The organism is Pseudoalteromonas simplex, from assembly GCF_015278155.1.
Taxonomy (GTDB): domain Bacteria; phylum Pseudomonadota; class Gammaproteobacteria; order Enterobacterales; family Alteromonadaceae; genus Pseudoalteromonas; species Pseudoalteromonas simplex.
In genome coordinates, this window is the sequence record NZ_JADILN010000002.1 from 670,064 (window position 1) to 689,893 (window position 19,830).

General features: G+C 41.4%; 17 protein-coding genes. 6 read left to right on the forward strand and 11 right to left on the reverse strand.

Features of this window, described 5'->3' with window-relative positions; genetic code table 11:
• Window positions 1–26: 26 nt before the first annotated feature.
• Window positions 27–632 carry a peroxiredoxin C gene (locus IRQ78_RS06960; RefSeq protein ID WP_054551729.1) on the reverse strand — a complete coding sequence of 202 codons (606 nt, stop codon included), beginning with the start codon at window positions 630–632 and terminating at the stop codon, window positions 27–29.
• 279 nt (window positions 633–911) lie between these two features.
• Here IRQ78_RS06960 and IRQ78_RS06965 point away from each other — a divergent pair, with 279 nt between their 5' ends.
• A complete protein-coding gene (locus tag IRQ78_RS06965; RefSeq protein WP_166339233.1) occupies window positions 912–1,793 on the forward strand; it encodes an NAD-dependent epimerase/dehydratase family protein in 882 nt (293 codons plus the stop codon).
• A 52-nt stretch (window positions 1,794–1,845) separates the two neighbouring features.
• Here the strand turns inward: IRQ78_RS06965 and fadR are convergent, their stop codons facing one another.
• On the reverse strand, window positions 1,846–2,559 hold the full coding sequence (gene fadR / locus IRQ78_RS06970; protein ID WP_054561887.1) for a fatty acid metabolism transcriptional regulator FadR: 714 nt from the start codon (window positions 2,557–2,559) through the stop codon (window positions 1,846–1,848).
• A 232-nt stretch (window positions 2,560–2,791) separates the two neighbouring features.
• Here fadR and nhaB point away from each other — a divergent pair, with 232 nt between their 5' ends.
• The gene (gene nhaB / locus IRQ78_RS06975) at window positions 2,792–4,372 is read left to right on the forward strand and encodes a sodium/proton antiporter NhaB (protein WP_054551954.1); all 1,581 of its coding nucleotides are present in this window, start codon (window positions 2,792–2,794) and stop codon (window positions 4,370–4,372) included.
• Window positions 4,373–4,461: 89 nt separating this feature from the next.
• Here nhaB and tyrA read toward each other — a convergent pair whose 3' ends face one another.
• From tyrA to ffh, 6 genes are all read right to left on the reverse strand, one after another.
• Window positions 4,462–5,595 carry a bifunctional chorismate mutase/prephenate dehydrogenase gene (gene tyrA, locus IRQ78_RS06980; RefSeq protein WP_194441672.1) on the reverse strand — a complete coding sequence of 378 codons (1,134 nt, stop codon included), beginning with the start codon at window positions 5,593–5,595 and terminating at the stop codon, window positions 4,462–4,464.
• A 268-nt stretch (window positions 5,596–5,863) separates the two neighbouring features.
• Window positions 5,864–6,223, reverse strand: coding sequence for a 50S ribosomal protein L19 (gene rplS / locus IRQ78_RS06985; protein WP_054551733.1), 360 nt, complete (start codon window positions 6,221–6,223; stop codon window positions 5,864–5,866).
• Between the two features lie 33 nt (window positions 6,224–6,256).
• Window positions 6,257–7,024, reverse strand: coding sequence for a tRNA (guanosine(37)-N1)-methyltransferase TrmD (gene trmD, locus IRQ78_RS06990; RefSeq protein WP_054551734.1), 768 nt, complete (start codon window positions 7,022–7,024; stop codon window positions 6,257–6,259).
• Window positions 7,024–7,557: a ribosome maturation factor RimM gene (gene rimM / locus IRQ78_RS06995; RefSeq protein WP_054551735.1), complete on the reverse strand. Its 534-nt coding sequence runs from the start codon at window positions 7,555–7,557 to the stop codon at window positions 7,024–7,026. Before rimM ends, trmD begins: the two co-directional genes overlap by 1 nt.
• Before the next feature lie 17 nt (window positions 7,558–7,574).
• Window positions 7,575–7,823, reverse strand: coding sequence for a 30S ribosomal protein S16 (gene rpsP / locus IRQ78_RS07000; RefSeq protein WP_054551736.1), 249 nt, complete (start codon window positions 7,821–7,823; stop codon window positions 7,575–7,577).
• 240 nt (window positions 7,824–8,063) lie between these two features.
• Window positions 8,064–9,440, reverse strand: a complete 1,377-nt coding sequence (gene ffh, locus IRQ78_RS07005) for a signal recognition particle protein (protein ID WP_054551737.1) — start codon at window positions 9,438–9,440, stop codon at window positions 8,064–8,066.
• Window positions 9,441–9,683: 243 nt separating this feature from the next.
• Between ffh and IRQ78_RS07010 the strand changes: the two genes are divergently transcribed.
• The 3 genes from IRQ78_RS07010 to IRQ78_RS07020 all read left to right on the forward strand — a co-directional run bounded on the left by IRQ78_RS07010 (window position 9,684) and on the right by IRQ78_RS07020 (window position 12,821).
• On the forward strand, window positions 9,684–10,487 hold the full coding sequence (locus IRQ78_RS07010) for a cytochrome C assembly family protein (RefSeq protein ID WP_054551738.1): 804 nt from the start codon (window positions 9,684–9,686) through the stop codon (window positions 10,485–10,487).
• Window positions 10,488–10,548: 61 nt separating this feature from the next.
• Window positions 10,549–11,817 carry an HlyC/CorC family transporter gene (locus IRQ78_RS07015; RefSeq protein ID WP_138601544.1) on the forward strand — a complete coding sequence of 423 codons (1,269 nt, stop codon included), beginning with the start codon at window positions 10,549–10,551 and terminating at the stop codon, window positions 11,815–11,817.
• 164 nt (window positions 11,818–11,981) lie between these two features.
• Window positions 11,982–12,821 carry a mechanosensitive ion channel family protein gene (locus IRQ78_RS07020; RefSeq protein WP_194441673.1) on the forward strand — a complete coding sequence of 280 codons (840 nt, stop codon included), beginning with the start codon at window positions 11,982–11,984 and terminating at the stop codon, window positions 12,819–12,821.
• Window positions 12,822–12,865: 44 nt separating this feature from the next.
• Here the strand turns inward: IRQ78_RS07020 and IRQ78_RS07025 are convergent, their stop codons facing one another.
• A complete protein-coding gene (locus tag IRQ78_RS07025) occupies window positions 12,866–13,474 on the reverse strand; it encodes a transglycosylase SLT domain-containing protein (RefSeq protein ID WP_054551741.1) in 609 nt (202 codons plus the stop codon).
• 136 nt (window positions 13,475–13,610) lie between these two features.
• Entirely contained in the window at window positions 13,611–15,185 is a 1,575-nt protein-coding gene (gene gshA, locus IRQ78_RS07030; RefSeq protein WP_054551742.1) for a glutamate--cysteine ligase, read from the reverse strand.
• A 386-nt stretch (window positions 15,186–15,571) separates the two neighbouring features.
• Between gshA and IRQ78_RS07035 the strand changes: the two genes are divergently transcribed.
• Window positions 15,572–17,119, forward strand: coding sequence for a PAS domain-containing methyl-accepting chemotaxis protein (locus IRQ78_RS07035; RefSeq protein WP_194441674.1), 1,548 nt, complete (start codon window positions 15,572–15,574; stop codon window positions 17,117–17,119).
• A 59-nt stretch (window positions 17,120–17,178) separates the two neighbouring features.
• Here IRQ78_RS07035 and clpB read toward each other — a convergent pair whose 3' ends face one another.
• A complete protein-coding gene (gene clpB / locus IRQ78_RS07040) occupies window positions 17,179–19,755 on the reverse strand; it encodes an ATP-dependent chaperone ClpB (RefSeq protein WP_138616967.1) in 2,577 nt (858 codons plus the stop codon).
• Window positions 19,756–19,830 lie beyond the last annotated feature (75 nt).

Below are 19,830 nucleotides of genomic sequence, written 5' to 3' on the forward strand. Positions count from 1 at the left end.
TTTTAATTCTTTAACTAAGGCCTAAATTATAGGTCGCCTTCGTTTTCAGAAAGGAACTTAGCAACACCTTCAGGGCTCGCGTCCATACCTTTTTTGCCTTCAGTCCAACCAGCTGGACATACTTCACCGTGCTCGCTGTGGAACGCTAGCGCGTCAACCATGCGGATCATTTCGTCGATGTTACGGCCTAGAGGAAGGTCGTTAACTACTTGGTGACGTACGTTACCTTCTTCGTCGATTAGGAAAGAACCACGGAAAGCAACACCTGCTTCTGGGTGCTCAACATCGTATGCTTGACAGATTTCGTGTTTAACGTCTGCAACTAGTGCATATTTAACTTGACCAATACCACCGTCAGCAACGGCAGTGTTACGCCATGCATTGTGTGAGAATTGTGAATCGATAGAAACACCAATTACTTCAACGCCACGCTTTTGGAACTCTTCAAAACGCTTGTCGAAAGCGATTAACTCTGAAGGACAAACGAAAGTGAAGTCTAACGGGTAAAAGAAGATAACTGCTTTTTTACCTTTGATAGTTTCTTTTAGGTTGAAGTTTTCAACGATTTCACCGTTACCAAGAACAGCTGCTGCAGTAAAGTCTGGTGCCTGACGGCCAACTAATACACCCATTTTTATCTCCAAATATTTGAGTTTATTTCCAATTGCCTAAGCAATACTCACATAGATATGGTTACTAAAACGCAAAAACCAAGTGTAAGTATTGATAAATTGCAAGATAGTGTAATGAGGTTACAGACAAATGAACAATCGAAAAAAGCGATATGCCTAATCGGAAAAATTGATTTATTAAAATATTACGTAACTCTTGAAGCAAACAATCGCACAGAGCTGCAAAATCAGCAGCTAAAATCTGATAAAATATGCCGAGCTAAGCAACTAGGTAGAAAAATGAAAGTTTTGATCACAGGTTCAGCAGGTCGGGTTGGCCGTGCAATTTATATCAAGTTAATGAGCAATTATAATGTCGTTGGGATGGATAAAGCGCCCTGCTCTACAGCTGACTTTGTGGGTGATATTCGTGACCAACACTTAATTCAGAGAGCTCTTCAAGACATCGACGTGATAATCCATACAGCCGCTTTACATGCCCCTCATGTTGGCCTGCACTCTGACGACGATTTTTACACTATAAATGTGGAGGCGACAGAACAGCTGGCACTGTTAGGTATAGAAGCAGGCGTAAAACAGTTTATTTTTACCAGCACCACAGCGCTCTATGGTTCAGCTTCAACGCCATTAGGTCAAGCGGGTTGGGTAAACGAGGATATTATTCCAAAGCCAAAATCCATTTACCATAAAACTAAAATTGCCGCCGAAGCCAAGCTTGAAGCTATTTCAGTAAAGCACAAATTACCAATCACAGTATTACAGATGTCTCGCTGTTTTCCTGAACCTGCAGATACGATGGCGCTATTTCGTAATAGCCGTGGCATCGACGCTCGCGATGTTGCCAATGCTCATTTATGTGCAATCGAGAAAAAACTAAGTGGTTTTAATCGCTTTATTATTTCAGGCGTTACGCCTTATTCAAAAAAAGATTGCCAGTCGCTTTATAAGCAAGCAGATAAAGTCATTATTGAAAAAATCCCAGCATTAGCAGATGCATTCAAGGAGCGAGGCTGGCTATTACCAACGAGTTTAGACCGAGTATACGATTCAACTAGAGCGCAGCAGCAACTTGGCTGGCATCCCAAACATGATTTTAATAGTGTTTTAGCAATGCTTGATGATGAAAGCGCTGAAGTACTCCCGGTGCTTAAAAGTAACTAACAAAAAACCCAGCTTTTAGCTGGGTTCTTAAATGAATATTAATTACGGTCGCTTAGTCCATGATATCTTCTGGCATATCACCACGAATTTGTTGCCAAATTTCACCTGTTTGATGACCATATTTACGCATCATTGAAATCGCACCGTCGTGTTCACGACGCTCTGCCAGTTCTGTTAAATCTTTATAAAATTGACGCGCTAATTCACGAGTTCGAGAATCAGAGAAGTAGTGGCAGCCAATTTTTGAGTAGAAACCTTTAAAGCCATTTAGGATAAGAACGTAAATGCGGTTATTACCCGCAACTGCTAATTCATGGTGAACTTTATAATCGTAATCAGCAAATGCTTGCGCACTGTCTTCTAGCTCTTCACTTTGCGATAAAATTTCAATTACACGCTCAGGAGCAAGCTTAATAGCCGCACGGGTATAAATTGCGCTGATATTAGTGCGAGCAGAAAGTAATTGATCTGTAAGCTCTGGCATTTTGTCTTCATCTAGTCGCGCTAGCGTTTCTAAAATGTTCAGGCCCGAGGTTTCCCAGAAGTTATTTACACGGGTAGGTTTACCGTGCTGAATCGTTAGCCAGCCATCACGGGCTAGACGCTGAAGTACTTCACGTAAGGTTGTACGTGTAACACCTATCAGCTCAGATAATTCACGCTCAGCTGGAAGAATTGAGCCAGGCGGAAAGTCACCATTCCAAATAGATTCAACAATGTATTCTTCAGCAAAACCTGCTGGGCTTTTCGCTTTAAAAATTCTCATTCACTTTCCACTTGAGTTAGCAACTACTTTTACCGCATTTGGTGTTCAACTCACTGATTGTACCAGATGATAAGCAACTAACAAGTAAACTAACTCGGCAGTACATAAAAATCTATAAGATCTAGTTAAATAAATGGCTTCTTGGATTAAAAGTACATCAAATAACAATACTATCGATATAATCAATTTCTATTTATTAACAATAATAACCAGCACTGATATAGGTATGGCCATGCAGCAGCGCGTTTTACCAGCTCTATTTAAAAATTTTTTAGGAACTTCACCAAAGTGGTACAAATACACCATTATTGCGTTTTTACTAATCAACCCGGTGTTATTTCAACTTAATCCTTATCTGGCAGGATGGGTATTAGTGTTAGAGTTTATTTTTACACTCGCCATGGCACTTAAATGTTACCCGCTACAACCGGGTGGTTTACTGGCAATTGAAGCCTTGTTTATCGGCATGACAACAGCAGGTCAAGTTGAACATGAGATAGTACAGAATATCGATGTGATCCTGTTACTTATCTTTATGGTTGCTGGTATCTATTTTATGAAAGACTTACTTTTATATATCTTTACAAAGCTGGTTGTTTCGGTACGAAGTAAAACCGTATTATCCCTGTCGTTTACGATAGCTGCCGCATTTTTATCTGCCTTTTTAGATGCGTTAACGGTGATGGCCGTTGTTATTGCCGTCGCGATGGGCTTTTACAGTATTTACCACAAGGTAGCATCAGGCAAAGACTCCAGCAGTGAGCATGATATTAATGACGATAACCAAGTTCGCCCAGTCAATCGTCAAGAGCTTGAAGAGTTTCGTGCTTTTCTTCGTAATTTATTAATGCATGCATCCATAGGTACTGCCTTAGGCGGTGTTTGTACTATGGTAGGCGAGCCACAAAACTTGATCATTGCAGAGCGTGCAGGCTGGTTATTTGGCGAATTTTTCTTCCGAATGTTGCCTATTACTTTACCCGTTATGATTGCAGGTATTGCCACTACTTTCTTACTCGAAAAAACCAAAACCTTTGGTTACGGCGCAAAACTCCCTGCCCCCATCCACACGATTTTATCGGATCATGCTAAAAAGCTAGAGAAAAAACGCACTACACGCGACAAAGTAAACCTAGCGATTCAAGCTTTCATTGCTGTTTGGTTGATCATAGGTTTAGCCCTTCACTTAGCCACTGTTGGTTTAATTGGTTTGTCTGTTATTATTTTTGCCACGGCCAGTGCAGGTATTATTGAAGAGCACCAATTAGGTAAAGCATTTGAAGAAGCTCTACCATTCACAGCGTTACTTTGTGTATTCTTCTCAATTGTTGCAGTTATTATCGACCAGCATTTATTTACACCTGTGATCGCATGGGTACTTACTTTCGAAGGTCAGCTGCAACTGGTGATGTTCTTCATTGCCAACGGTATTCTGTCGATGGTCAGCGATAACGTGTTCGTGGGTACTGTGTATATCAATGAAGTGGCTGCTGCGTTACAGGCAGGTCAAATTACCCGTGATCAATTTGACCTATTAGCTGTGGCAATTAACACAGGTACTAATTTACCAAGTGTTGCTACGCCTAATGGACAAGCTGCCTTCTTATTCTTGCTTACATCAACATTAGCCCCTGTGTTAAGACTATCTTATGGACGCATGGTATACATGGCGCTACCTTATACCATAGTGTTGACGATTGTTGGCTTGAGCATGACCTTATTCAGCCTTTCAGATATGACTGACTTACTGTATCAATGGGGCTTAATCAATCACCATAGCGGTGCGTTACCTGGCTCATTAGGTGGTCATTAAAACGATTATTTAAAACAAAACATTTGAAACTAAAAAGCCCGCTTGATGCGGGCTTTTTTGATAGAGCTCTTTTTTGCTAGATTAGCTGTTTAATCAAGCACTTTCGCGTCGTTTGCTTTGTTGAGTAAGCTGCGGCTTTGCGTTAAGAAATGTGCAGTTGCATCAGAGAAGTATTCTTTTGCATCAGCAAATGCGGCAATCAATGATGCTTTATCCCCTGCTTTTAGCTTTTCTAGCGTGTCTGCAAAAGTATCTTGGTAGTTGGCAAGCAGTGCTTCTACATCGTCGAATTGTGCTAACATGATGTCAGAGTAAAGCTCTGGCGATTGGGCAAATAAGCGCCCGACCATCATTAACTCTAACTGATAAATGGGTGATGAGCAGCTGCGAAGCTCTGCAAGTGTATGGCTTTGCTTGGCAAGAAACTGGCCATATACAAAAGTTGTTAAGTGACGCATAACCTGAATGATCTGCATTGCTTCATCGTGTTTTTTAGCATCCATTTCAACTACTTGGCAGCCCCAAACTTGTAGTTGTGCCATTAACCCTTTAGCTACTTCATGATCTCGCCCTTCACACACGACCACCGTTTGTTTTACCCAATGTGAAATATCTGGGCCAAACATGGGGTGTAAGCCAACTACAGGGCCGCTATGAGCCGCCATAAGTGCTTTTAAAGGTTTTTGCTTAACAGAGGTAATATCAACCAGCAAACAGTCATCATCAAGTGTCGGTAGCGCTGCGACGACTTGCTCAAGTGCATTAATTGGCACACTGACAAGAACCAATTTTGCCCCTTTTAATATCGTCTCACTTTGTCCTTGCTGTGCTTTATCTAAAATACGCACTTCATAACCTGAACGAGTAAATTGTTGAGCAAATAACTGACCCATGGCACCTTCACCACCCACAATTACAATGGGTGATAATTGGGGTGCAACACAGGCAAGGCTACCTTGTTGGTTTTGATACGCTTCACGCATCATACGACGCAATATATCTTCAACTAACTCAGGGTTAACCCCTTGTGCGACAGCTTCTTGACGACGAGCTGCAAGTAACTCAGCCTCGCGATCTGGGGCATGTAATGGTGCTCCGATTTGTTGCTTAATTGCGCCTATTTTTTCTGTAATCCCATTACGCTTTGCCAGTAATGCCACCAATTGCGCATCACATTCATCTATTCCTGCTCTTAAATCAGCTAGATCATTCACTGTTACCACGTTACTACACCTCAAACCCTATAAACGTAAATATTTATATACAAAAAAGTAAAGCTTTTAATACAAATTATAGTAACAGGATAACAGCCAAAGCACAAAGCCCCAACGCTCTTGTAGCATAGCTTATAAAGGGATAAATAGGAGTAAGTAGATAAGTTAGAAGGGAGTATCTCTCAGAGGGGTAAATTATTTTTGTGGTATAAAAACCAAAACGGGTTGCAACCTAAGGCTGCAACCCGTTTTATTTTGCGTTGTAAAACAGCGCGTATTAGTTAAGTTTTTCTCTAATACGTGCAGATTTACCAGAACGCTCACGTAGATAGTAAAGTTTCGCACGGCGAACTGCACCGCGACGTTTAACTGAGATACTATCGATAAGAGGGCTGTGCGTTTGGAATACACGCTCAACACCTTCACCGCTCGAGATTTTACGAACTGTGAATGCTGAGTGAAGACCACGATTACGCTTAGCGATTACAACACCTTCAAAGGCCTGTAGACGCTCTTTGTTACCTTCTTTTACACGTACCTGTACAACTACTGTATCACCAGCGCCGAATGCTGGTACGTCTGTTTTAAGCTGCTCTTCTTCAAGCGCTTTAATAATATTTTGGTTTACTTTTGCCATTATATTTCTCACTTTCCTAGGTGTAACTGTCTTCTAGCCACAAGCTTGTTGGTACTCTTGCTGAAATTCAGCAAGGAGTGCCGCTTGCTCCTCAGTCAGAGCTAGGTTATGCAACAAGTCAGGACGACGAAGCCAAGTTCTACCAAGTGATTGCTTTGTGCGCCACTTAGCGATTTCTTGGTGGTTTCCGCTGAGTAATACAGCAGGCACCTGTTTATCATCCAATGTCTCTGGCCGTGTATAGTGAGGACAATCAAGCAAGCCATTCGAAAATGAATCCTGCTCAGCTGACTGGTTATGACCTAACACCCCTGGTACTAATCGTGCTACTGCATCAATTAGCGTCATCGCGGGTAGCTCACCACCACTTAAAATAAAATCACCAATTGACCATTCTTCGTCAACGTATGATTCTATGATTCGCTCATCTATACCTTCATAGCGACCTGCAATTAAAATCAGCTTTTCTGATTGTGCAAGCTCGCTTGCACCTTGCTGATCTAATTTGCGCCCTTGCGGGGACATATAAATTACTTTTGCACCATCACCTGCCGCTTTTTTGGCGTCAAGGATAGCTTGTTTCAATGGTTCAACCATCATTAACATGCCAGGACCGCCCCCGTAAGGACGATCATCCACAGTTCTATGCTTATCAGTGGCATAGTCACGTGGGTTCCAACAGTTAAAGTCGATTAGACCATTTTTAACTGCGCGACCTGTTACCCCTTGGGTGGTAATCGCATCAAACATGTCCGGGAAAAGGCTTATCACCCCTACCCATAGCGAACTCGTTTGTGACATTAAAACCCTGGGTCCCAGTCTACGGTAATTTCTCTTGCATCATGTTTAACTTCTTTAATAACAGAATCTGTTAAGAAAGGAATTAAACGCTCTGCTTGGCCAAATGCATCTTTTTTGTTTGCTTTCACAACCAAAACGTCATTTGACCCTGTCTCCATTAGGTCATCAACAGTGCCTAAGTTATAACCTTTATCAGTTATAACAGACATGCCGATCAGATCTCGCCAATAGAATTCACCTTGCGGTAATTCTGGTAGCTGCGCTGCATCTACTGAGATTTCTGCATTGGTTAAAGCCATTGCTTCGTCTCGGTCGTTTACTTGCGCAACTTTAGCGATAAAGCCTTTGTTGTGGCGACGCCAGTCGACCACTTCTAAGGTCTGCCATTTACCTTGTTGCCCTATCAACCATGGGCTGAAATCGAAGATCCCTTCGGGATCATCAGTAAATGAATGCACCTTAAGCCAGCCCTTTATACCATACGGGGCACCGAGCTTTCCTACTGTAATATACGAGGTGTTCTCTTGACTCATGGTTACTCTTACGCCTATTAAGCCGCTTTACGAGCGTCTTTAACTAACTTAGCTACGCGATCTGAAAGAGATGCGCCTTGACCTACCCAGTGATCAACACGAGATAAATCTAAACGTACTTTTTCTTCCTGACCAGAAGCGATTGGGTTAAAGAAACCTACTTTCTCGATGAAGCGACCGTCACGCGAGAAACGGCTATCCGCAACCACAATTTGATAGAAAGGGCGTTTTTTAGCGCCACCACGTTGCAAACGAATAGTTACCATACCGTCCTCTACATTAGATTGACTGTTTTCATTAATAAGATTTACTCCCCAATACGGGAAGCTGGGGAATTGTACGAGTTTTTTGCAACATTGCAAGTAAGAACTGCTGCAAAATGTAAGTTTAGTTGATTAAACACTGATCTGGGCTTTAAATCTTACATGCAGCTAACAACTACGCATAAATTATCTACAAAAAAAGGAGCTATATGCTCCTTTTTATACATTTAATAGACAGTACTATTAAAATTTAGGGCCACCACCCATCATCCCTGGTGGTAACATGCCTTTCATGCCGCGCATCATTTTCTTCATGCCACCTTTGCCTTTCATCTTCTTCATCATCTTCTGCATTTGCGTAAATTGCTTAAGCAGTTTATTGATTTCTTGCACCTGAGTACCAGAACCTGCTGCAATACGTTTTTTACGCGAGCCTTTGATGATTTCAGGACGGGCACGCTCTTTTGGCGTCATAGAGTTGATGATGGCTTCCATTTGTACGAAAGTTTTATCACCCATCTGGCCTTTTACAGCGTCTGGTAGGTTTTGCATGCCTGGCAGCTTATCAAGCATCGACATCATACCGCCCATATTCTTCATCTGACGAAGTTGCTCAGCAAAGTCATCTAATGTGAAGCCATCACCTTTAAATACTTTTTCGGCAACTTTAGCTGCTTTCTCTTTATCTACTTTCATTTCGACTTCTTCGATTAATGAAAGTACATCACCCATACCTAGGATACGAGAAGCAATACGGTCAGGGTGGAATGGTTCAAGAGCATCAGTGCGTTCACCCACACCCATAAACTTAATTGGCTTACCGGTAATATGACGAATCGATAATGCAGCACCACCACGGGCATCACCATCGGTCTTGGTTAAGATCACACCACTTAAAGGCAGTGCCTCATCAAATGCTTTTGCGGTGTTTGCCGCATCTTGACCTGTCATCGCATCAACAACGAATAAGGTTTCGATTGGGTTAATCGCGCTGTGAAGTGCTTTGATCTCGTCCATCATGTCGTTATCGACGTGTAAACGACCTGCAGTATCAACTAATACCACATCAATGAATTTTTTCTTCGCGTGAGAAATCGCATTGTTTGCGATATCAACCGGCTTTTGTGAAATGTCACTTGGGAAGAACTCAACACCCACTTCATCAGCCAGTGTTTCAAGCTGTTTGATTGCTGCCGGACGATAAACGTCGGCACTCACAACTAATACAGACTTCTTTTTACGTTCTTTTAAGAATTTAGCTAGTTTACCAACACTGGTCGTTTTACCAGCACCTTGTAAACCCGCCATCATCACTACCGCTGGCGGCTGTGCATTAAGGCTTAGCTCTTCGTTAGCTTCACCCATGGCTTTTTCAAGTTCTTCACGAACGATCTTAATAAAGACTTGGCCAGGGCTTAAGCTTTTTGTTACCTCAACACCTACGGCGCGTTCTTTAACTTGCTTAACGAATTCACGAACAACAGGTAATGCAACGTCCGCTTCCAAAAATGCCATGCGGACTTCGCGTAATGTATCTTTTATATTGTCTTCAGTTAGGCGTCCGCGGCCACTGATATTTTTTAAGGTTTTACCTAAGCGTTCTTGGAGATTCTCAAACATGTAAAGGTTCCGATAAAACGTGTTGCACCTGCAATGTACATAAATCAAACAAGTTTGGTGACAATACAGGCAATATTAAAATTTAATTCCTAGCAGTATACCGTAAATGGTGGTCGACAATACAGTGTTCAAGTGTGCAGTTTGAGTTTCTTTTTACAAACTCTATGCTTTTGCCTTGCTATAAAATACAATGGCATCAAAGAGACAAGGATTTATCGATATAAATTAAGTGGCCAAAACACGATGATTATTAGTTTAACTATTATTGCTAGTTTGTTTTATGTGTTAGCAACGTCACATGTGCTATCACGCCTTTTCCACAAACAAGGTCCAAGCCAAAAACTCACAGTGATTCTTAGCACTGTGGCTATCCTTGCTCATATGCTATTACTGGTTAATTCAGTTTTTCGTGCTGACGGCCAAGATTTAAGTATCGTCAACGTTGCTTTATTAACCTGTTGGGTCATTGTGGTATCGGTGACTGCTGTGTCTCTCAAATTCCCTGCGACTTTATTGTTGCCAGTTGTTTATGGTTTTGCTGCCTTACTGACTCTTGCCAGCTTGTTTATTCCGCATCATGTGATTTTGCAATCAATCGATGTCGAGCTTGGTTTAGTTACTCACATATCGTTATCACTGCTAGCCTATTGTGTTTTGATAATCTCAACACTTTATGCAGTCCAGTTCTACTTTATTGATAAGCGCCTCAAACGCAAAGACTTGGCAATTGTACACAGCCACCTCCCTCCTTTAATGGTGGTTGAGCGTCAGCTATATCAATTACTCACGCTGGGTACTATCTTACTGACTTTTGCTCTCCTTTCTGGGTTTATCTTCTTAGAGGGAATGTTTGCCAGTGAGTTTATCCACAAAACAGTCTTATCACTAATTGCTTGGCTCATTTTCACCGTGGTCACTGTAGGTCATTTACGCCAAGGCTGGCGTGGAAAGCCTGTGGTGTTTTCGATCATGATAGCCGCTTTTATCTTGTCACTTGCTTATTTTGGCAGCCGTTTCATCCAAGAAGTGGTTCTAAATAAGTTTTAACTTGACTCAGCAAGCTGTCTCTAGCTTAATATGCACTGATTTATAAAAAAAGGATCCATCCTTGGACGACATATCGACTAGTACCCTGTTTATTATATTGGGATTATTGATACTTATTTCTGCTTATTTTTCTGGTTCTGAAACTGGAATTATGTCAATCAACCGTATTCGCCTGCGTCATCTTGCTAAAGAAGATCACCGTGCAGCGAAGCGCGTCAGCAAACTATTAAGTCGCCCTGACAGACTCATTGGTCTGATCTTAATTGGTAATAACCTTGTAAATATCGCTGCAGCACAGGTTGCAACGATTATTGGTATTCGTTTGTATGGTGATCTCGGTATCGCTATTGCAACCGGCGCGCTAACGCTGGTTGTTTTAATCTTTGCCGAAGTAACGCCAAAAACACTTGCTGCGCTCTACCCAGAGAAGGTTGCTTTTCCAAGCTCAATTGTGCTCAAAGGCCTATTGAAAATCCTTTTCCCGTTTGTGGTTATCGTAAACTGGATGACTAACGGCATGTTACGCTTGTTTGGTATTACCACAGCACAAATTGAAGAGCACAGCTTAAGCAAAGAAGAATTAAAAACTGTGGTGAACGAATCAGGTGCACTATTACCTGCTCGCCACCAAAGTATGCTGACTTCAATTTTAGATTTAGAGCAAGTCACTGTTGAAGATATCATGATCCCACGCAACGAAATTGTTGCTATCGATATCAATGATGACTGGAAGCTTATCAGCCGCCAACTTACTCATGCACAACACACTCGCGTTTTGTTGTATCGTGATCAAATTGATGATGCTGTTGGCTTTATTCACTCACGTGATGCACTGCGCCTACTAACTAAAGAGCAGTTTGATAAACCATCACTACTGCGTGCAGTACGTGAAATTTACTTTATCCCTGAAGGCACATCACTGAACACGCAACTACTTAAGTTCCAGCAATCAAAAGAGCGTATTGGCTTAGTCGTGGATGAGTATGGTGATATTCAAGGTCTAGTAACACTTGAAGATATTCTTGAAGAAGTTGTGGGTGATTTCACTACAACTCAAACGCGTACACCGAGTGAAGAAGTAACAGAGCAAGATGATGGCTCAGTACTTGTTGATGGCGGTGCTAATATTCGTGATTTAAATAAAGAAATGGGTTGGGAGCTACCGATTGATGGCCCGAAAACGCTAAGTGGTTTAATTGTTGAATACTTAGAGGACATCCCTGACTCAAACCTAAGCTTGCGTATTGCCGGCTACCCTATTGAAGTTATTGAGATAAAAGAAAATATGGTGAAGTTAGTTAAAGTTATTCCAAGTAAACGCACTGACTGACTGCTAACTAAACTTAAACAAAAGGAGTAGCTTACTACTCCTTTTTGTTACTTATAGCTTAATTACCTCTGAAGATTCACATTTTAAAAGCTAACCCGCACAACCAAACACAAATTCCTCTACTATTATTTTCTTTTGCATATATTGATATAAAAGGGAAAATAATGGACGAAATATCAATCGAGAAAATCTATAACCAAGCCATTGAATTACTGATGCTTTACGGGCCGAAGTTTATTCTGGCAATTTTGGTTCTAATCATAGGTTGGTGGCTAATTGGTCGTATTGCCAATATGGCTGAAAAATCAATGAATAAGGTCAAATTCGAAGTTGGCCTTACGCACTTTTTAGTCTCTTTTATCTCAGTCATTCTAAAAATACTATTACTGATCTCTGTTGCTTCGATGATTGGTATAGAAACCACGTCATTTATTGCAATGCTAGGTGCCGCTGGCCTTGCGGTGGGCATGGCACTGCAAGGTAGCCTTGCTAACTTTGCAGGTGGCGTGCTTATTTTATTCTTTAAACCTTTTAAAGTGGGTGATGTAATCGAAGCACAAGGCTATATGGGGAAAGTTGTTGAAATACAAATTTTTGTCACCGTTTTACTCACCTACGACAATGAAAAAATCATTATCCCTAATGGCACGCTATCAAACGGCTGCGTTAAGAATAAGTTCGCAGAACCTCTACACCGTGTTGCAATCGAATTTGGTATTAGTTACGGAGATGATGTTCATAAAGCACGTGATGTGCTTATGAGCGTGCTTGATGATTATGATTTGGTATTAAAAGACATTGAAGATAAGAAACCATCTGTTCATGTTAGCCAGCACGGTGAAAGCCATATCGGCATGTTGGTATGGGCGTGGGTGGAGTCTGATAACTACTGGCCAGCGTATTTTGGCTTGTACGAGCGAGTTAAAATTGCCTTCGACGCTGCAGATATCACTATTCCATTCCCGCAAAGGGATGTTCATATTCACCAGTTTCCTGGTAAATAAAGAAAAAGAAGCCCGCTAATTGATGCGGGCTTTTTATTTATGTATTAACTAAATAAACGCTCAAACCAGTTCTTATCTAAATCTGCTTCACATTTTTTAAGTTGAGCGCCATAGCGGCTTGCTCGATGTTTAACTTTATTTGCAACACTCATTAGCCACTTCTTACTTTTGTAAGTGCCTCGCTTATAGCCGCCCCACCCTTCATGATAATTAAGGTACTGCGCATAGGCATCCCACTTTGATATACCATTTACTTTATGGGTTTTGTAAACGAACCAAGCCATAAAATCGATTGCATCGTCAAAATCATCTCTGTCTGCACCGCTATTACCTGTTTCGCGAATGTAATCAGACCATGTTGGGGTTTTTGCTTGTGAGTAGCCATATGCCGAGCTGGCACGGCCGATTGGAATTACCCACAAGAAGTACTCCATTGGCGGCGCTGCATCATGACGAAATGAACTTTCTTGATACATCATGCTCATCAGTACATGTTTTGGCGAGCCCCATTTTTCTTGTGCATCACGGGCATCGTAATACCAATCGGGTTTTTCTTCAAAAATTTTACAAATATCATGAGGTTGCTCAGGAGGAGCCGTTGCACAACCAGCCAATGATGCGGCCAGCGATAAAATAATTATACTTTTTTTCATTTTTTTATGGATCTCGCTGAACTTTTTCTCGTCAGGTCAGTCTGAACTTATGAATGCAGCAGTATAGCATTGTTTCATCCCTGAAGAATCTTTGACGCAGCCTCCCTAGGCTGCGTTTTTTTATGCCTACAACATACTAAGCTTTAGAAAAATAGTCATCTAAAAATGCAGTGAAAGATACACTGTCTGCCGCTTTAACTTCACGCTCTTTAAGCACCGAGTCAGCAGCTTGCTCTGCCAAAAATGCTTGATCATAAAATTGGTAATCTGCATCAAGGTGACTTTGCTTGTACTGCTGTGCAAGTGCTAAAGCGAAATGACCATTATCCTGGTTTTCATTTGCAAGTGCTGCTACATATCTACCAGAAAAGGTTTTACTAGGATCCTCGACCCAGGTTACCATTTCTTTTATAGTTTCAGAGTAATAGCTCACACCGTAAGCTTTATCCATGTACTGTGCTACTGGGTGTAATTTATCAAAAATAGCATGCGCCCACTCAGTTAAGCTAGTAGCCCGCCCCTCTTTTGTTAACATTAACTCTGGATCACGACCATCATTAACGACCGCATCTAAATTTGCAGTACTTAATTTTTGCTCTTGCCAATCCATTTCTGGAGATTCGCTTAATAGGCAATAGGTTAAGAAAACATCTAAGAAGCGAATTTGCTGTAGATCAATTCCAGTTTCACTAAACGGATTAACATCCAATGCACGTACTTCTATATATTCTATACCGCCACGTAACAACGCATCAGTCGGTGTTTCACCCGAAGCTGCATTACGCTTAGGACGAATTGGCGAGTAAAACTCGTTTTCGATTTGCAGTATGTTTTTGTTTAGCTGCTTTGGTTCGGCACTTTTATAATCATCAAGATGACCATACAAATCCGAAGATAAGTGGATTGCTTCTTTTAACCCAGCCACATATTCTTCTAATGAGTTATACATAACACGTAAAGACGATTGTGCACTATTTGTGTAGCCAAGATTGCCCAGACGTAGTGCTGTACCGACTTCTAAATAAAGCGTGCCTTTACCCAATTTTTTAAAGGGTAAATCTGTTTCACGCCCTTGTAGAAACGAATTACACAAAGCCGGTGAAGCACCAAACAAATAACTGATAAGCCAAAGCTCACGCTTAAAATTGCGGATCAGACCTAAATAACCTTGTGATATAAAGTCCGACAAGCTTACTTTACTTTCATTTAGCTGATATAAGCTCTGCCATAAGGTTTCAGGAAATGAAATATTAAAGTGAACACCAGCAATCGCTTGCATCATACTGCCATAACGATTTTTAAGGCCTTCACGATAAAGTGTTTTCATACGCCCTATATTTGAATCACCAAACTGCGCCAATACAATGTCGTCTTGATGCTCAATAAAACATGGCATACTAATCGGCCATAGAAGTTCATCATTCATATGTGACAATGTGAACTTTTGTAAGTCTTTTAGCTGGGCTAGGGTTTGCTCAGCTGATGTGCTCACTGGAGTGATAAATTCTAGCAAAGATTCAGAAAAGTCAGTCGTGATATGCTCATTAGTTAGCGCACTCCCCACGCCTTTTGGATGCCCCAGCTTTGATATGTGACCACTTGGTTTGATCCTTAAAGCTTCTCGCTCGATACCACGTTTAATCCCATTAATTGCGTTAGGAAATTGAGCTGTTAACGCTGCTAGCGTTTTATTTAAATCATGTTTTATCAAAAATGCTTCCTCGAGCCAGGTGGCTTTAATCCTAAGTGTATGGGGGCTAAAAATAATTACTCAAGAGCCAATTATAAGTTTCTGAAAAGTCCTTACACTGAAAGTTAATCTTGCCACTGTGAGTCATATTATACAATTGCTTTAGTGACCGCAGTGACGAGTATAAATTTTATTAGTGCAAACAAAGACCGAAACAAGATAACAATTCTTTCATCCAATACTAAAGAACTAGAGCAACCATATTTTTTCTGCTTCGTTATTGTTCTAGATCAATTCTCTTAAACAATTTTTAAAAGTTTAACAAAGATCAATCCTCAAGCTCTTCCCTTACATTTTTCTGAGTTTATAATCCGCGCACCATAAAAAAGTATATTTCAAGGACTCATATGCGTCGTGGGCAAGAAATCATTAATCAGGAAGTAACATACTCTGACAATCAAGAGCTTGTCTCTACCACTGACTTACGTGGTGTTATCACATACGTAAATAAGGAATTTTGTGCTATTGCTGGTTACAGCGAAGAAGAACTACTCGGAAAAAACCATAACATAGTACGCCACCCTGATATGCCTAAAGCGGCATTTAAAGAGATGTGGGAAAAACTAAAACAAGGTCACTCTTGGCGTGGCATGGTGAAGAACCGCTGCAAAGATGGTCGCTACTATTGGGTCGATGCGTTCGTAACGCCAATTTACGAACATGGGCAGTTAGTTGGCTATCAATCTGTACGTACCAAACCAACTGAGCAATTAAAGAGTCGTGCAAAAGCGCTCTACACTAAAATTAATGATGGTAAATCAATCGCATCATTGCGAGAGAATATTTCACTAAGACAAATAGTGTCTGCGATTTTATTGGTTGCAGGTATTGTTGCTTTAGCTGTGGCCGCGTCATGGATGATTGCTTTAGCCGCATGTACGCTTATAGCGCTACTTTTTGCTCTAAATTATGACGAACTGGTTGTTACGCCTAGCCATTTAAAGCAGCAACGTGCAGAGTTTGATTCAGTATCAAGGTATGTCTATTCAGGATCACATCCATTTAGCATTGCTGCCTTTAATCAGCAAATGCTGTTTGCAAAGCTCAGAACGGTGCTCGGTCGTGTTAAAGACTCTACTTACTCGTTTAAAAATATTGCCACCAGCTTAGATAAACAATCGTCACTAACTGAGCAAGGCATTGCTGCACAAAGTCAACGTTTGAGTGATATTGCCACAGCAATGACGCAAATGAGCGCAACGATTGGCGAAATTTCTGCTAATACTCATCATACAGCTGATAAGGTTAAGACAACTTATCAAAGCTGTAACGATATCAAACTGCATATTGAAGATAACAGTAGCATGGTGTCTGATCTAGCTAACCAAGTAGAGCAAGCTGCCACTACTGCTAACTCTCTTGCTAGTGAAGCTGACAAAATAGGCCAAGTAATGAGTGAGATTGAAGGCATTGCTGAACAAACAAACTTATTAGCGCTGAATGCCGCCATTGAAGCAGCACGTGCAGGTGAGCATGGCCGTGGTTTTGCGGTTGTAGCAGATGAAGTACGCGCACTTTCTTCACGTACTCAAAATGCGACAGCACAAATACACAGCTCAATTAAAGAAATTCAAGATACTTTATTTAGCTGGTCTAAAGTGATGCAATCAACTAAAGCGCAAGCAGATAGTTGTGTTGATACGACTGCTCACACTCAAACTGAGCTAGCGAGCATCTTCGCGCAAATTGATGAAATATCAGGCCTTGCGACTGAGATATCGACGGCTGCTGAGGAACAACAAGTTGTCAGCACCGATATTCGCGAAAATGTAGAAAGCATAAAAGGACACAGCGAAGAGAACTTAAAGCTTAGCTACAATGTGGCTAAAGATGCAGCGGGGCTTGTTGAAGGCTCACGAAAAGTTAACGATATGCTGTTAACCTTTAAAGTTTAAAGCTGATTAATACAAAAAAGCCGCATCATAAATGATGCGGCTTTTGTTTTTTAGGCAAATTAGCGACTCGAGAAAACAAGTCCATTCTCATCAGCATCAATATGAATGATGGCACCTGGCTGGTAATCACCACCTAATAATCGCTGTGCTAATGGGTTTTCAATGGTATGTTGAATAGCACGTTTTAAAGGCCTTGCACCATACACAGGATCAAAACCACTTTCTGCGATGCGGTCTAAAGCTGCATCTGTAACTTCAAGAATGTAGCCTTTTTCAGTTAATCGCTCACGTAGCTTACTTAACTGAATATCAGCAATTTCTTTAATGTGCTCATTAGCAAGTGGGTGGAATACCACGGTTTCGTCGATGCGGTTAATAAACTCAGGGCGGAACTGACTGACCAATACACCCATCACTTTTTCTTTCAACCCGGCATAATCATTTGAACCCGCTTGCTCTTGGATAATATCTGAACCCAAGTTAGAGGTCATGATGATCACCGTATTTTTAAAATCAACGGTGCGACCCTGACCATCTGTTAAGCGGCCATCATCAAGCACTTGCAGTAAGATGTTAAATACATCAGGGTGCGCTTTTTCGACCTCATCCAATAAAATGACTGAATACGGACGACGGCGTACAGCTTCAGTTAAATAGCCGCCCTCTTCATAGCCAACATAACCCGGAGGTGCACCGACTAAACGTGCCACCGAGTGTTTCTCCATAAACTCCGACATATCAATGCGCACCATGGCATCTTCAGTGTCAAACATAAAGCTGGCTAGTGCTTTTGTCAGCTCAGTTTTACCCACCCCTGTTGGGCCTAAGAATAGAAATGAACCGATTGGGCGATTTGGATCAGCAAGCCCAGCGCGAGAGCGACGAATTGCATTCGCAACAGCGACAACGGCTTCATCTTGACCAATCACTTTGTGATGTAATTGATCTTCCATTTGCAGTAGTTTTTCACGTTCACCTTGCAGCATTTTCGATACCGGAATGCCTGTCCAGCGCGATAAAATCTCCGCAATTTCGTCTTCACCTACTTGGTTTTTAAGCAAGCTCATTTCTTGCATTTCAGCTTGCGAAGCAAGGTCGAGTTTACGCTCAAGCTCAGGTATACGACCATATTGTAGTTCAGACATGCGCTGTAAATCACTAGCACGACGTGCCACTTCTAAATCAAGGCGCGCTTGCTCAAGCTCAGCTTTAATAACTTGCGTGCCTTGCAATGAGGCCTTCTCGGCATTCCACACTTCGTCTAGCTCGCGGTATTGAGCTTCAAGTTCAGTGATCAGCTCTTGCATTTCGGTGCGGCGCTTTTGACTCGCTTCGTCTTTTTCTTTCGCCAGCGCATTGTCTTCCAGTTTTAACTGAATAATACGACGTTCTAGCTTATCTAAAGACTCTGGTTTTGAGTCAATTTGCAAACGAATTGAAGAACCCGCTTCGTCAATTAAATCAATTGCTTTATCTGGTAGTTGGCGATCGCTGATGTAACGGTGCGACAACTGCGCCGCAGCAACAATAGCCGGATCGGTAATATCAACTGAGTGATGCAGCTCATAACGCTCTTTTAAACCACGTAAAATCGCAATGGTGTCTTCAACCGATGGTTCATCAACAAACACTTTTTGGAAACGACGCTCAAGTGCCGCATCTTTTTCGATGTATTGACGATACTCATCAAGGGTTGTGGCACCCACGCAATGTAACTCACCACGGGCAAGTGCAGGCTTTAACATATTACCCGCATCCATTGCACCGTCTGTTTTACCTGCGCCTACCATAGTATGAATTTCATCAATAAAAAGGATGACTTGACCTTCTTCTTTGGCAAGTTCATTCAATACTGATTTTAAACGCTCTTCAAATTCACCACGGTATTTAGCACCCGCAACCAAAGCACCTAAATCAAGCGATAATACTCGCTTGTTTTTTAAGCCTTCAGGTACTTCTCCATTGATAATTCGTTGCGCAAGGCCTTCGGCAATTGCCGTTTTACCTACACCCGGCTCACCAATTAACACCGGATTATTTTTAGTACGGCGTTGTAATACTTGGATAGTACGACGAATTTCGTCATCACGGCCAATAACGGGATCAAGCTTACCTTGCTCTGCTCGCTCAGTTAAATCGATAGTGAATTTTTTTAATGCCTGACGAGTTTCTTCAGCATTTGGGTCTTCTACTTTTTGGCCGCCACGAATGGCTTCAATTGCAGATTCAATCTTGCTAGAAGTAATATTAAGTGCTTTAAAAATGTCGCCTAAAGGGCCTTTATCATCACACGCGGCAAGGACAAATAACTCACTCGAAATGAATTTATCTTTTCGTTTTTGAGCATATTTATCGCATAAGTTAATTAACGAAATCAGGTTATTTGACAGCTGAACATCGCCACCAATGCCTTCAACTTTAAACAGTTTTTCGATTTCTTGGGATAACTTGGTATTTAATTCGTCAGCACTAACACCTGCTTGTGCAAGTAACGCACGCACACTTGAACCATTTTGCTGAAGCAATGAATACATTAAATGCACAGGCTCAATAAATTGATGATCGCGCCCAAGTGCTAATGACTGCGCATCTGAAAGCGCAGATTGAAATTTACTTGTAAATCTATCTAAACGCATAAGGGTTTACCTATTAAAAAATCTAATTGCTTAATTAATGGGTATGCTTAGTGATTTGTTCAAGTAAAAGAAGAA

Bases quoted from the DNA above. Each gene is read 5' to 3' on its own strand.
- IRQ78_RS07025 (WP_054551741.1), bottom strand. From the start codon at position 13,474: ATGAAAAAAAGTATAATTATTTTATCGCTGGCCGCATCATTGGCTGGT.
- fadR (WP_054561887.1), bottom strand. From the start codon at position 2,559: ATGAGAATTTTTAAAGCGAAAAGCCCAGCAGGTTTTGCTGAAGAATAC.
- nhaB (WP_054551954.1), top strand. From the start codon at position 2,792: ATGCAGCAGCGCGTTTTACCAGCTCTATTTAAAAATTTTTTAGGAACT.
- IRQ78_RS07035 (WP_194441674.1), top strand. From the start codon at position 15,572: ATGCGTCGTGGGCAAGAAATCATTAATCAGGAAGTAACATACTCTGAC.
- IRQ78_RS07020 (WP_194441673.1), top strand. From the start codon at position 11,982: ATGGACGAAATATCAATCGAGAAAATCTATAACCAAGCCATTGAATTA.
- rpsP (WP_054551736.1), bottom strand. From the start codon at position 7,823: ATGGTAACTATTCGTTTGCAACGTGGTGGCGCTAAAAAACGCCCTTTC.
- clpB (WP_138616967.1), bottom strand. From the start codon at position 19,755: ATGCGTTTAGATAGATTTACAAGTAAATTTCAATCTGCGCTTTCAGAT.
- rplS (WP_054551733.1), bottom strand. From the start codon at position 6,223: ATGGCAAAAGTAAACCAAAATATTATTAAAGCGCTTGAAGAAGAGCAG.
- trmD (WP_054551734.1), bottom strand. From the start codon at position 7,024: ATGTCACAAACGAGTTCGCTATGGGTAGGGGTGATAAGCCTTTTCCCG.
- rimM (WP_054551735.1), bottom strand. From the start codon at position 7,557: ATGAGTCAAGAGAACACCTCGTATATTACAGTAGGAAAGCTCGGTGCC.
- IRQ78_RS07010 (WP_054551738.1), top strand. From the start codon at position 9,684: ATGATTATTAGTTTAACTATTATTGCTAGTTTGTTTTATGTGTTAGCA.
- IRQ78_RS06965 (WP_166339233.1), top strand. From the start codon at position 912: ATGAAAGTTTTGATCACAGGTTCAGCAGGTCGGGTTGGCCGTGCAATT.
- ffh (WP_054551737.1), bottom strand. From the start codon at position 9,440: ATGTTTGAGAATCTCCAAGAACGCTTAGGTAAAACCTTAAAAAATATC.
- IRQ78_RS06960 (WP_054551729.1), bottom strand. From the start codon at position 632: ATGGGTGTATTAGTTGGCCGTCAGGCACCAGACTTTACTGCAGCAGCT.